Genomic DNA, 14,311 nt, shown 5'->3' with positions numbered 1-14,311 from the left:
CTGTTCTTCAGAGGTTGCCATCGGAAGTCCTCGCCTGCCGCACCAATTCGGCCGCGTCCATCGAGTCGAAGTCGGGCTCTCTGCTCACCGGAATTTCGGCGGCCACTGCCTCGGGGAACAGCTCCGCATGGACGCGAAGCGCGAGTGCCTGTGGCGTCGGATGGTCGAAGACGACTGTGGCGGGCAGCCTCGCGCCGGTGACCGCCACCAGGCGATTGCGCAGTTCGACCGCGGTGAGCGAATCGAACCCGACCTCCCGGAACGCCTGGTCCGCTTTCAAGGTGTCCTTTCCGGAGCGCACGACGGAGACCGCCTCGGCGAGCACGAGTTCGAGCACCTTGCGGCGTGGATCGCCATCAAGGACGAGGCGAGACTTCGCCCGGCGGGGTTTCGACGGCGTTCCCTGCTCCAGCCGGGCCGGGATCAGCATCGGTTGCCCCGATCCGATGGCGAGGTCGAACAAGGCCAGCGCCTCGGCGGTGGCCAAAGGCTTCAGCTCGCCACGGGACGGCTGTCCCGCGGCCATGCCGATGTCCCAGGGTCCCCAAGCCAGCGAAGTCGCCGGGAGCCCTTCGGCGTGCCGCTGCCGGGCGAGGCCGTCGAGGAAACCGTTCGCCGCCGCGTAACTGCCTTGCCCGGCGTTGCCCAAGGTCCCGGCGATCGAGGAGAACAGGATAAAAAAGGACAGGTCGCGGGTGAGCTCGTGCAGGTTGATCGCCCCGTCGACCTTGGGCGCGAACACGGTCTCCAGCCGGTCTTCCCGCAGCGACCCGATCACGCCGTCGTCGAGCAGTCCGGCGGCATGCACCACTCCGGTCAGCGGTTGTCCGGCGGGGATCTCGTCGAGGACGGCGGCCAGCGCATCCCGGTCCGCGACATCGCAGGCCACCACGCGCGCGCCCCGCAGGTCGGTCGTGCCACCGGAACGGCTGAGCAGCAGGAGATTGCGTACCCCTTGCACCTCGCTCAGATGCCGGGCGACGGCCTGGCCGAGCGCACCGGTGCCGCCGGTGACCAGGACCGTGCCGTCCGGCTCCAAGACAGTCCGCCGTCCGGTCACCTGCCGGAGCTTCGGCACGAAGACCTCGCCATCGCGGATCACGACCTCCGGCTCGTTCGCGGGCACGAGTCCGAGTGCGGCGTCCAAGTCCAGGTCCGCGAGCACGATCCGCCCCGGATCCTCTCTCTGCGCGGCGCGCACCAGCCCCCAGACGGCGTGTCCCACCGGATCGCCGCCGTCCGGTCCGACCTGGCCTCGGGTCACCACCAGGAGCTTCCGCGCGTCGGCGGTCCGCAAGAATTCGAGCACCCGGGAGACCGCTTCGCGCGCCTCTCCCTCGCCGGCTTCGCAGACAACGAATCCGGGATCTCCGTGACCGCGCTCCGCTCGCACCCATTCGACCTCGAACAGCCGACCGCCCGTGCCCCATTGCGCGTCGGGCACCGGACGCGACTGCAAGGACTCGATTTCCGCGACCAGTGTCCCGGTCTCGTCGGCGAGTCCGACGGACACCCCGCCGTTTCCGTCCGCCGTCAGGCGCGCGCGCAACCTGGTCGCGCCGGTGGACCAGACCTGGATCCCCCGCCAGGCGAACGGCACCCGGAGCTGGTCTTCCGCCTTGTCTTCGAAGCCGCCGAGGCTGATGGCCTGCAATACGGCGTCCAGCAGGGCCGGATGCACCGCGAACCGATCCTCGTCCTCGTCGGGCAAGGCGACCTCGACGAAGATCTCGCCCTCTCGCCGCCAGGCGGCCCGCAGACACCGGAAGGCGGGACCGTAGCCGTAGCCCTTGTCGCACAGGTTGTCGTAGAACCCGCTGACGTCTAGGGAAACCGCTCCGTCCGGCGGCCATTCGGCGAACCCGGCAGTGGGCGGCATCGCGTCCGGGGCGAGCATTCCCTCGACATGCCGGGTCCAGTCGGCCTGCCCGGCTTCCGGACGTGAGTGGACGGCCACCGCGCGCCTGCCGTTCTCGTCGGCCCTGCCGACGGTGACCTGTACCTGGACACCGCCGTCCGACAGCGACAACGGGGCCTCGTTGGTCAGCTCGTCGACACGTTCGCAGCCGGCGCTCTCCGCCGCTCGCATCACCAGCTCCAGCAACGCGGTACCCGGGACGACCACCAGGTCTCGCAGGACGTGGTCGGCCAGCCACGGCTGTCTGTCCCGCGAGAGGGAACCGATGAACACCAGTTCCTCGGTGCCGGGCAAGTCCAGCATCGCGCCCAGCAGCGGGTGCCCCAGCCCGATCGATCCCGCGGGCGCCGCGGCCGCCGGCCAGTAGCGTTCGTGCTGGAAGGCGTACGTGGGCAGATCGACGATTCCGGCCTTACCGTCGAAGGTCCGATCCCACCGCACGGGGAGGCCGGTGGCCGCCAAGGCCTCCAGCATCGCCCGCTTTTCGGTCCGGTCGCGGCGCAGCACGGGCACGGCCCCGTCGACCATGGTGCTGAGGGCGGCGTCGGGGCCGATCTCCAGCACCGTCGTGACCCCGAGCTCACGCAACGCCGTGACCGCGTCGTGGAATCGCACCGGCCGCCGGATCTGCCCGGCCCAGTACTCGGCGCCGTGCTCGGTCAGGAGTTCGCCGGTCACCGTGGAGATCAGCGGGATTTCCGGCTGTGTGAAACGGAGGTCTTTCAGCGCGGTGGCGAATTCGTCGAGAATGGGATCCATCAAGGATGAATGGAAGGCATGGCTCACCCGCAATCGCCGGGTCCGGTGGCCGCGCTCGGCGAACTGGCCCGCGACGGCCAGGACGGCCTTCTCCTCGCCGGAGATCACGACCGAGGTAGGTCCGTTGACCGCCGCGAGGCTCACCTTGTCGTCGAGTGCCGCTGCGATTTCGTGCTCCGCCACGGCGATGGCGACCATCGCCCCGCCTTCAGGAAGGGCCTGCATGAGTGTGCCTCGTGCGGCGACGAGAGCACAAGCGTCCTCTAAGGACAGTGCACCGGCGATATGTGCCGCGGTGATCTCGCCGATGGAGTGCCCGGCGACGAAGTCGGGACGGAGGCCGAAGGATTCGAGTAGGCGGAAGAGAGCCGTCTCAAGGGCGAACAGTCCGGCCTGCGCATACTGGGTTTCGTCGAGCTGATCGGACCCGATGTCCCGCAAGGGGAGATCGAAGTGTTCGCAGATTTCGTCGAATGTGTCGCGGAAGACCGGATAGGTCTCGTGGAGTTCGCGACCCATGCCGGTCCGCTGAGTGCCCTGCCCGCTGAACACGAACGCGGTCTTGCCACCGGCGGCGACCGGGGCCAGGTTCTCCAGGGCGGCGATGAGTTCGCCGCGATCCGCGGCGACCGTGACGGCGCGATGCGCGAATCGGGCGCGGCTCAGCAGGGTTCGTGCGACCGAGGCGACCTCGATTTCGGGATGTGCCCGCAGATGCCTGGCCAGTTGGGTTGCTTGGTCGTGGAATGCGGTTTCGGTGCGTGCACTCACGACCACTGGCCACGTGCCCGGAGCGTTGTCCACTGTGGACTTCTGGGAGTGGTGTTCGAGGATGAGGTGGGCGTTGGTGCCGGAGATCCCGAACGAGGAGACGCCTGCTCGGCGGGGTTCGGGCCAGTCCTGGTGTTCGGTGAGCAAGGCAGTCTTGCCAGCGGTCCAGTCGACCTCGGGGGTGGGGGTGTCGATGTGCAGGGTTTTCGGGAGGACACCGTGGCGCATGGCGAGGACGGTTTTGATGACTCCGGCGATCCCGGCGGCGCCCTGGGTGTGGCCGATGTTGGATTTCACCGAGCCCAGCCAGACCGGGTTCTCCCGGTCCTGGCCATAGGTCGCGAGGATCGCTTGGGCCTCGATCGGGTCACCCAGCCGGGTCCCCGTGCCGTGTGCTTCGACCAGGTCGATATCGGCGGGAGCCAGTCCGGCGTCGGCGAGGGCGGCGTGGATGACGCGTTGCTGGGCGGGTCCGTTGGGTGCGGTCAGGCCGTTGGAGGCGCCGTCGGAGTTCACCGCGGAGCCGCGCACCACCGCCAAGATCGGATGCCCGTGGCGTTGGGCGTCCGACAGCCGTTCCAGCAGGACCAGACCTACGCCTTCGCTGAACCCGGTCCCGTCCGCCGCACCCGCGAACGCCTTACACCGGCCATCGGATGCGAGCCCGCCCTGGCGGCTGAAGTCCACCAGCAGCCTGGGTGTCGCCATCACCGTCACCCCACCGGCGAGTGCCAGCGAGCATTCACCCCGCCGCAACGACTGAGCCGCGAGATGCATCGCCACCAACGACGACGAACACGCCGTATCCACCGTCAACGCCGGCCCCTCGAAACCGAACGTATAAGCCACCCGGCCCGAAACGACTCCTGCGGAGACGCCGGTCGTGAGATAGCCCTCGGAGTCATCGGTGGCTTCACGCAAGAGCGTCGCGTAGTCATGGGTGATCACGCCGGTGAAGACCCCGGTATCGCTGCCGCGCAACGACTCCGGATCGATCCCCGCCCGCTCGAACACCTCCCACGAGGTTTCCAGCAACAGCCGCTGCTGCGGATCCATCGCCACCGCCTCACGCGGACTGATCCCGAAGAACGCGGCATCGAACCCCGCCACATCCTCCAAGAACGCACCCTCACGCGCCGAACACCGGCCCACCGCCTCAGGGTCCCAGCCGCGATCCGATGGGAAACCTCCGACCGCGTCACCACCCCGGAAGACCAGCTCCCACAAATCCTCCGGACCACCCACCCCACCCGGAAAACGACAACCCATCGCCACGATCGCCACCGGCTCCTCGGAGACCGAGGCACTGACGGGAGGCTTCGGGACCACGGATTCACCGGTCAGTTCCCGGCGCAGCAGTTCGGCCAGCGCGACCGGGTTCGGATGGTCGAAGACCACGGTCGCCGACAGTTTCAGGCCGGTTTCGGCGTTCAGCCGGTTCCGCAGTTCGACGGCCGTCAACGAGTCGAATCCGGCTTCCTTGAACGGCCGCCGCTGATCGACCGCCTCGGCGGCGACGTGTCCCAGCACGGTCGCCGCATGCGTCCGCACGAGTTCCAGCAGCAGCGCCTCTTGCTCCACTGTGGACATACCGGCGAGCCGGGACACGATCCCGGTCGCCTGCGGCCGGTCCGCCGAGGCTCGCCGGGTACGACCGGGCCGGAGGTCGAGTTTGGCGGGCAGCAGCACGGGTTCGACGGAGCGCAGCGCGGCGTCGAAAAGGCGCAGGCCCTCTTCGTCGGACAGGGCGCCCATCCCACCACGTCTGGTGCGTTCGAGATCGCCCTTGCCGAGCCGTCCCGTCAACCCGCTGGGCGTCGCCCACAGGCCCCAGGCCAGCGACACCGCGGGCAAGCCGAGCGAGTGCCGGTACCTCGCCAAGCCGTCGAGGTACGCGTTCGCCGCCGCGTAGTTGCCCTGTCCCGGATTCCCCAGCACCCCCGCGGCCGACGAGAACAGGACGAACGCGGCGAGGTCCAGTTCCTTGGTCAGCTCGTGCAGGTTCCACGCGGCGTCGACCTTCGGCCGGAAGACGGTGTCGAACCGGTCCGGGGTCAGCGCGGAGATCACTCCGTCGTCGAGCACCCCCGCGGTGTGCACCACGGCGGTGAGATCGGGAATGGTCGCAAGAACGGCAGCGAGCGCGTCGCGATCGGCGGCGTCGCAAGCGACGACACGGACCTCGGCGCCCCTCTCGGCAAGCTCCGCGACCAGCTCGTCCGGTCCGCGCCTGCTGGTGAGGACGAGGCGCCGGATTCCGTGTTCGGCCACCAGGTGCCGCGCGATGAGTGCGCCCAAGGTGCCCGCGCCGGTGATCAGCACCGTGCCGGAGCCGAGGTCACCCGGCATGGTCAGGACGACCTTGCCGACGTGCCGGGCCTGGGCGAGGTGCCGGAACGCCGCCGGCGCCTGCCGGGCGGGCATGCTCGTCACCGGTAGCGGAGAGAGCTCGCCGCGCTCGAACATGTCGGTCAGTTCGGCCAGCAGTTCCTGCGCGCGATCCGGTCCGGGCTCGCGCAGATCGTAGGCACGGTAACCCGGTATCCCTTCCCTGAGATCGGTCTTCCCCAGTTCGAGGAATCGGCCGCCGGGCGCGAGCATCTGCAGCGAAGCCGTCACGAAGTCACCGGTGAGCGAGTTCAGCACGATGTCGACCGGCGGGAACCGGTCCGCGAACTCCAGGGTCCGCGACGACGCGAGATGCTCGTCGTCGAGACCGAGTTCCCGCAGCACGTCCCATTTCTTCGGACTCGCGGTGCCGAACACTTCGAGACCGAACCCACGGGCCAGCTTGACCGCGGCCATCCCGACGCCACCGGCGGCCGCGTGGATCAGCACGCGCTCCCCCGGTTCGGCGCGGGCCAGGTCCCGTAGCCCGTACCAGGCGGTGAGGAACGCGACCGGGATCGACGCGGCCCGCTCGAACGTCCAGCCGTCCGGCACCTTGACCAGCAGACGCCGGTCGGTGACCGCCACCGGCCCGAAAGCGCCGAAGGACCGGTCGAAGGTGCCCATCACCCGGTCACCCGCCGCCAATCCCACCACGTCGGGCGCGACCTCCAGCACGACTCCGGCGCCTTCGCCGCCGATCCCCGACTGGCCCGGCACCATGTCGAGCGCCACCATGACGTCACGGAAGTTCAGCCCGGCCGCCCGCACACCAACCCGCACCTGCCCGGCGGACAACGGTTCCAGCGCCTCCGGCGACGGCACGACGGCGAGTCCGGTGTCCGCCACCTCCCAGCGCCAGGCGCGCTCGGCCGCGCGAGCGAGCCGGTGCACCGACACCACGCCGCCCCGCACCATGGTCTGCGGTTCGCCGGACGCGACCACGGTCGGCACCATCGCCAAGGACGCCGGATCCTCGTCGAGGTCGATGAGGAAGTGGCGGCCCGGGTTTTCCGACTGTGCCGAACGAACCAGTCCCCATGCCGCGGCCTGCGCGGGTTCGGCGTCGACACCGCCACGGGTGAGCACCGCCAGCGGGCCTTCGTCGTCTTGCAGCGCCGCCAGGACCCGGGCGGTGATCCCACGAGCGTCATCGGGTTCGCCGGTGAGGTCGAGGGTCACGAAGTCCGCGACCGTGCTCGGCAGCGAAAGAGGTGTCCACTCCGAGCGGAACAATCCCGCCCCCGTCGCCACGCGCAGCTGTCCGTCGGTGACCGGCCTGAGCCGGAGCGACTCGACCACGGCGACGATCTGTCCACTGTGGTCGGTCATCAGCAGCGAGACCTCCGCTTGCCCGACCGGGACGGCCCGCACCCGCAGCGCGGACGCACCCGTGGCGTGCAGGGAGACCCCTGTCCAGGCGAACGGCAGCAGGACTCCGTGCGAGCGTTGCCCCGCGCAGAGAACGGACGCGTGCAGAGCGGCGTCGAACAGCGCGGGATGCAGACCGAATCCGGACGCCTGACCGGTCAGCTCGACCTCGGCGAAGATCTCCTCGCCCCGCTTCCAGACCGTTCGCAGCCCTTGGAACGCGGGACCGTACTCGTAACCCGCGTCCGCCTGGCGTTCGTAGAAGTCCTGTACGTCAAGGGGAACGGCTCCGGCGGGGGGCCACTGTTCGAGTCCTTCGGTGGAACGAGCGTCGGCGGACAAGGATCCCGTCGCGTGGCGGCCCCAGGATCCGCCCGCGACCCTCGCGTACGCGGTGAACGAGCCGTCTGTGCCGACCCGCACCTGCAGCTCGACCTCGTCGTTGTCCGGCACCACGAGCGGGGCCTCGATGACGAGGTCGTCGATCACCGGCCGCCCGGCCTCGTCGCCCGCCCGGATGACCAGATCGACCCAGGCGGTGCCGGGAAAGACGACTACGCCAGCCACTATGTGGTCGGCCAGCCACGGATGACCGGACAACGAGACGGAACCAGTGACGACCACGTCCTCGCCGTCACCGGCCAAGCCGACCACGGAGTCGGCGAACGGATGCCCGGTCGCGGTCCGGCCGGTGAGCTCCAGCCAATAGCGCCGGCGCTGGAAGGGGTAAGTCGGCAGGTCGATTCGAGGTCCATTGCCGAGTTTCCAGCGGACGGGGACGCCACGGACGTGGAGCCGGGCGGCGGAGGTCAGCACCCTCGCCCAGTCGCCGTCGTCGCGTCGCAGCGTTCCGGTGACGACCGTGGCGTCGCCGACGATGTCCTCGATGGCGGTAGTGAGGACGGGATGCGGGCTGACTTCCACGAAAGTGTCGTAGCCCTCGTCCGCGAGGGCCCGGATGGCCGACGCGAAACCGACCGGCTGCCGCAGATTGCGATACCAGTACCCGGCGTCCATTCCCGCGCCGTCGGCCCATCGTCCGTCCACTGTGGAGTAGAGCGGCACCGTTCCCGCCGTGGGGCGGACGTCGGCCAGCGCCTGGAGAAGTTCGTCGTGGACGGCGTCGACATGCGGGCTGTGGGAAGCGTAGTCGACCGGAATCGCACGGGTGCGTATCCCGAGCGCCGCACAGTTTTCCGCAAGAGTTGCCAGCGCCTCCGGTTCTCCGGACACGACAACGGATTCGGGGCCGTTCACCGCGGCGAGGGAGACGGTGTCCGCGAGCAGCTCACGCACCCGGGTCTCCGAGGCGGACACCGACATCATCCCGCCGTGTCCCGCCAGTTCACGGGCGATGATCGCGGAACGGCGCACCACGATCCGCAGCGCGTCGTCGAGCGTGAGGATCCCGGCGACGTGGGCGGCGGCGATCTCACCCTGGCTGTGTCCGGCCACGGCACCGGGCTCGACGCCGAGCGAGCGCCATACCGCGGCCAGGGACACCATCACCGCGAACGACGCCGGCTGCACCACGTCGACGCGCGCGAGCATCACCTCGTCCGCGAGCACCTCCCGCAGATCCCAGTCGACGAGTCGTTCGAGCGCCCGGGAGCATTCGAGCATCGAGTCCCGGAACACGGGACTGGAGTCGAGGAGTGCCCGGCCCATTCCCGCCCATTGCGCCCCCTGACCAGGGAATACACACACCACTCGGCCCACCACATCTGCAGAACCCACATCACAGGCCTCCAGCTTCTCCGTCAGTTCCCCGATCGATCCGGCCACGCACACGGCCCGGCTCGGCAGCAGCGCCCGGGTTTCGACCAGCGAGCGGGCGAGGTCCGCGACCTTCACCTCCGGACGCGTCTCGACGAACTCCTTCAGTCGCCGCGCTTGCGCTCGCACCGCCTCGGCGCTCGCCCCCGACAGCATCACCGGCCAAGGCCCTGCGGAATCGTCTTCCCCGCTGGATCGCTCGGCTTCGTCGGCCGACTCCAGGATGAGATGGGCGTTGGTACCGGACACACCGAAGGAGGACACGCCCGCGCGGCGCGGTCCTGGCCACTCACGCGACTCTGTCAACAGTTCCACGCCGCCGGACGACCAGTCGACCTCCGCGGTGGGGGTATCGACGTGCAAGGTCTTCGGGAGAACGCCGTGGCGCATCGACTGCACCATCTTGATCACGCCGGCGATCCCTGCGGCGGCCTGCGTGTGGCCGATGTTGGACTTCACCGAGCCAAGCCACAGTGGACGGTCGCGATCGTGGCCGTAGGTCGACTGCAAGGCCTGCGCCTCGATCGGATCGCCGAGCCGGGTGCCGGTGCCATGCGCGTCGACGGCGTCGATGTCCGAAAGCGTCAGCCCGGCGTCGGCGAGCGCGGACAGGATGACCCGTTGCTGCGCGGGCCCGCTGGGCGCGGTCAGACCGTTCGAAGCGCCGTCCTGGTTGACCGCCGAGCCTCGCACCACCGCCAGCACCGGATGTCCGAGTTCCCTCGCGACGGAGAGTTTTTCGAGCAGCACCACACCGACGCCCTCGGACCAGGCCGTGCCGTCGGCCGCGGCGGCGAAGGATTTACACCGGCCGTCCGGCGCGAGCGCGCCCTGGCGCGCGAACTCCACGAAACTCTCCGGGGTCGACATGACCGTCACGCCGCCGGCCAGCGCCAGCGAGCACTCGCCACGGCGCAGCGACTGCACCGCGAGGTGCATCGCCACCAGCGACGACGAACACGCCGTGTCCACGGTGATGGCCGGCCCTTCCAAGCCGAACGTGTAGGCCACCCGGCCCGACGCGACGCTCCCGGCGTTGCCCGTGCTGAGGTAGCCCTCGACGTCCTCGGGCGGCGACCCGGGCCTGCTGAGGTAGTCCCGGTGCATCACCCCGGTGAAGACGCCGGTGTCGCTGCCACGCAACGACAAGGGATCGAGTCCCGCGCGTTCGAGGAGCTCCCACGACGTCTCGAGCAGCAGCCGCTGCTGCGGGTCCATCGCCAGCGCCTCACGCGGGCTGACTCCGAACAATTCGGCGTCGAAATCGGCCGCGTCGGGAAGAAACCCGCCTTCGCGAGCGTAACTTCCAGCTTCCCAGCCGCGATCGGCCGGAAAAGCAGAGATCGCGTCGACACCGTCGGCCACCAGACGCCACAGATCTTCAGGCGACGCCACACCGCCCGGGAACCGGCAGGCGAGCGACACGATCGCGATCGGCTCGTTCGTCGAGGGCACCGGTCGCGCCACGGCAGGCTCGGCCCGCTCACCAGTGAGGTCGGAGTGGAGCCGTCTGGCGAGAGCGGACGGTGTCGGGTGGTCGAAGGCGATCGTCGCCGGCAGATCCAGTCCGGTGGCCGCGGCGAGCCGGTTGCGCAAGGCGACGGCGGAAGCCGAGGTGAATCCGAGACTCGTGAACGTGGGCTCGCGACCGGGCGTGGCGAGCCCGGCGCGATTGCGCACCTTCGCGGCTTCGGTACGCACAAGTTCGAGCAGCAGACGATGCTGCTCCTCCACGCCGAGGCCGGTCAACCGCACCTGTTCCGTCGCGGGCGCGACCGTGTCGACGAGGCCCCTGAACAGCGGCGGAACCTCATCGAGAGCCGAGGTGTCGAGATCGGTGATCACGGCGGAGACCTGATCCGTCGCGCGTGCGCCGTCGAACATCGCCATGAGCCGTTGCGCCGGAAGCCGCGGGGTACCCGACGCCAGCACCATCCCCCGCCCGCCCCGCGCGTGGATGACCGCTTCCAGGAACGCCGACTCGCCTGGAACGCCGTCGAGCGAGGAAAAGACGACCAGCTCGGCCGTTCCGGTCAGCGCGTCGAGCTCGAGCACTTCGTCCACAGTGGATTCGAGATCGCCGGAAGGCAGGTGGAGCACGGCGGACACTCCGGACAGCGCCGCCCGGTCCGCCGACCAGGAGACAGCGGCCCCCAGATCGGCCAGCCTGGTCCGGGACGCGGCCAGCCCCGGGCCGATCAGCCGCAGGTCACGAAGCCCATGCCCGGTCACCAGATGTCGGGCCAGGACGGTGGCCAATTCGTCGTCGGCGCCAGTGATCGCCACCGCGCGCCAAGGTGCGGGCTCCTCCCCCACCGAAACCCGCACCAGCCGCGGCGCCAGCAGCACGCCCGACCGCACCGCTAGTTCCGGCTCGCCACGAACGAGCGGCGGTAGTGTCTCGGTCCCGGGTTCGAGGTCGACCAGCACGAACCGATCCGCCTGTGCGCTGCGGACGAGACCCCGCAGCGCGGCGTGCTCCGGACCCCGCGTGACCACGGTCAGCCGTCCGTCCGCCCTCTCCATCCGCGCCCGCAGCTCGTCGACGCTCCGCGCGATCGCGGCGCCGGACAGCTCCGGTACCGGCGGGCACCACACCACTTCACCGGGATCGACGGCCGCCGACCCGGCGGTCACCGGCACCCAGTCGACCCGGAACAGGGACTCGTAGTGGTCACCACCGCAAGCGCGCAGCCTGGCGGGCTTGTCCAGCAGCGCGTGCCGGGTCGTTTTACCGGACGCCGTGCGCGGGACGCGGTCGATCTCGTACAGCTCCTCGGGCACTTTGAAGGACGACAACCGCTCGCGACAGACTGCCAGGAGCTCGTCCGGGTCGAACCCGCCCTCGCCGGGCACCACGAACGCGACCGGAACCTCGCCGAGGACGCCGTGCGGTTTGCCGACGACGGCGGCGTCCGCGACCCCGGGCACGGTCCGGATGACGTTCTCCACCTCGGTCGGGTGGATGTTCTCCCCGGCCCGGATGATCAGCTCTTTGATGCGGCCGGTGACGGTGAAGTAGCCGTCCTCGTCGCGGCGGGCCAGATCGCCGGTGTGGTACCAGCCCCCGCTCAGCACGGCCGCGGTCTCCTCCGGCTGATTGTGGTAGCCGGCCATGACGTTCGGCCCCCGCACCCACACTTCGCCTTCCGCGCCCGCGTCGACGTCGGTCCCGGTTTCGACGTCGACCAGCCGGACACCGAGCCCGGGCACCGGCAGCCCGCACGAGCCCTCGACGCGGGCACCGGTCGGCCAGTTGATCGTGATGGATCCGCAGGTTTCCGTGCTGCCGTAAGCGTCGAGCAGCGGGACGCCGAAGGTTTCCTCGAACGCGTTGCGCAGCGCGGCGGTGGTGACCGCGCCGCCGACCAGGCCCATCCGCAGCTCCGGCGCACGGAAGCCCTTGTCCCGCGCCGCACGCACGAGGTGGTGGTACAGGGCGGGGACCCCGGCGAGGTAGGTCGACCGGTCCGAGCTCACCGCGTCGAGTACGTCGGCCGCCGAATATCCGTCGACTATTCGGGCACTCGCGCCGACCGCGGTGACGGCCAGCACGCAAGCGATATGGGACAAGCTGTGGAACAGCGGCAGCGGCCACAGGACACGATCGGCGCCGGTCAGCCCCGGCACGGGCACGTAGCAGGCAGCCACTGACCAGAGGCAGTTGCGCTGAGTGGACAGCACCCCTTTGGGCGCGCCGGTGGTCCCGGAGGTGTAGAGCATCCAAGCGATGTCGTCGAGACCGAGGTCGTCAAGCGCCGGGACACCAGGATCGGTACCGGTGAGGGTGGTGTAGTCCTCGTCGACGACAACGACGTCCAGTCCGGGTCGCCGCAGTCGCGCGGCACGCTCGGCGCTGGTGATCACCATCCGCGCGCCGCTGTCGTCCAGCAGATACGCCAGCTCGGCGTCGGTGGACCGCGGGTTGATCGGCACGCCGACCGCGGCCGCCCTGACGATCGCGAGGTAGCTTTCCACCGTCTCCACGCGATTGCCGAGCACGATGGCCACGCGGTCCCCTGGCTGCACCCGCCGCCGGGACAGGTGACCGGCCAGCCATCGCGTCCGCCGCTCCAGTTCCGCGTAAGTGACCGCATGGCGGGCATCCCGGAAGGCGACCTTGCCACCCGAAACCGAGGCGTGCGCCGTGAGCAACTCGGGCAGAGGCCGGATCAAGTCGGTACGTAGCACCGTCCCAGCCTCACCCGGAAACGAGAGAACTCACCCCCCTAACCATCCCCTCACACCATCCGGTTACCGGGCAGTGGAACTTCCCCTCGGGATGGCTCCTCGGCGGGCACGAGAATGGACTTCCATGAACGAGGTCGAAGTGGCGCTCGGCGAACGGTCATACTCCGTCCACATCGGCCCCGGAGCCCGTTCCCTCCTGCCGGGGATCGTCGCCGGACTCGGCGCCCGCCGAGCGGCCGTAGTCTCCGCACGGCCCACCGAATGGCTTCCCGATCTCGGTGTGCCGAGCCTCGAACTGCCCTTTCGCGACGGCGAGTCGGACAAACGCCTCACCCAAGTCGAACGGCTGTGCCGCCGGTTCGCCCGCTTCGGGCTGACCAGATCCGACGTCGTGGTGTCGTGCGGTGGCGGCACCACCACCGATGTGGCCGGGCTCGCCGCCGCGCTGTACCACCGAGGCGTGCCCGTGGTGCACCTGCCGACTTCCCTGCTGGCGCAGGTGGATGCCAGCGTCGGCGGCAAGACGGCGGTGAATCTGCCGGAAGGCAAGAACCTCGTCGGCGCCTTCTGGCAACCCAATGCGGTGCTCTGCGACACCGACTTTCTCGACACGCTCCCGCGCCGCGAATGGCTCAACGGCTACGGCGAGATCGCCCGATGCCATTTCATCGGTGCCGGCGACCTGCGGAGCCTGCCGGTGCTCGATCAGATCGTCGCGAGCGTCAGGCTCAAGGCGTCCCTCGTCTCCGCCGACGAGCACGACCGAGGTTTGCGGCATCTACTGAACTACGGCCACACGCTCGGGCACGCGCTGGAACGCGCCACGGACTTCTCGTTACGGCACGGCGAAGCGGTCGGCATCGGCACGGTCTTCGCCGGTCGGTTGGCGGGCGCGCTCGGCCGGATCGGTCAGGCCCGGGTCAACGAACACCACGAGGTCGTCGCAGGTTACGACCTGGCCACGGCCATTCCGGCCGGGCTGGATCCGGCGCGGCTGATCGAGCTGATGCGGTCCGACAAGAAGGCCTTGCACGGCTTGGCCTTCGTCCTCGACGGGCCGGGAGGCCCGGAACTCGTCGAGGTCCCCGAATCCGTCGTCCTCGACACCCTGGCACAGACCTGACCTGCCGTTTGGTG

At 69.6% G+C, this 14,311-nt stretch carries 2 protein-coding genes; one reads left to right on the top strand and one right to left on the bottom strand.

What is annotated here, in order from left to right; genetic code table 11:
• Positions 1-7 precede the first annotated feature (7 nt).
• On the bottom strand, positions 8-13,174 hold the full coding sequence (locus tag SD37_RS10980) for a type I polyketide synthase (protein ID WP_145926599.1): 13,167 nt from the start codon (positions 13,172-13,174) through the stop codon (positions 8-10).
• Between the two features lie 124 nt (positions 13,175-13,298).
• Here SD37_RS10980 and SD37_RS10975 point away from each other — a divergent pair, with 124 nt between their 5' ends.
• Positions 13,299-14,297, top strand: coding sequence for a 3-dehydroquinate synthase family protein (locus SD37_RS10975; RefSeq protein WP_044856711.1), 999 nt, complete (start codon positions 13,299-13,301; stop codon positions 14,295-14,297).
• Positions 14,298-14,311 lie beyond the last annotated feature (14 nt).

Origin of the sequence: Amycolatopsis orientalis (genome assembly GCF_000943515.2) — a bacterium.
GTDB classification, from domain to species: Bacteria; Actinomycetota; Actinomycetes; order Mycobacteriales; family Pseudonocardiaceae; genus Amycolatopsis; species Amycolatopsis orientalis.
Note: the sequence above shows the minus strand (reverse complement) of the source record. Positions and strands in the feature narration are given on the sequence as shown.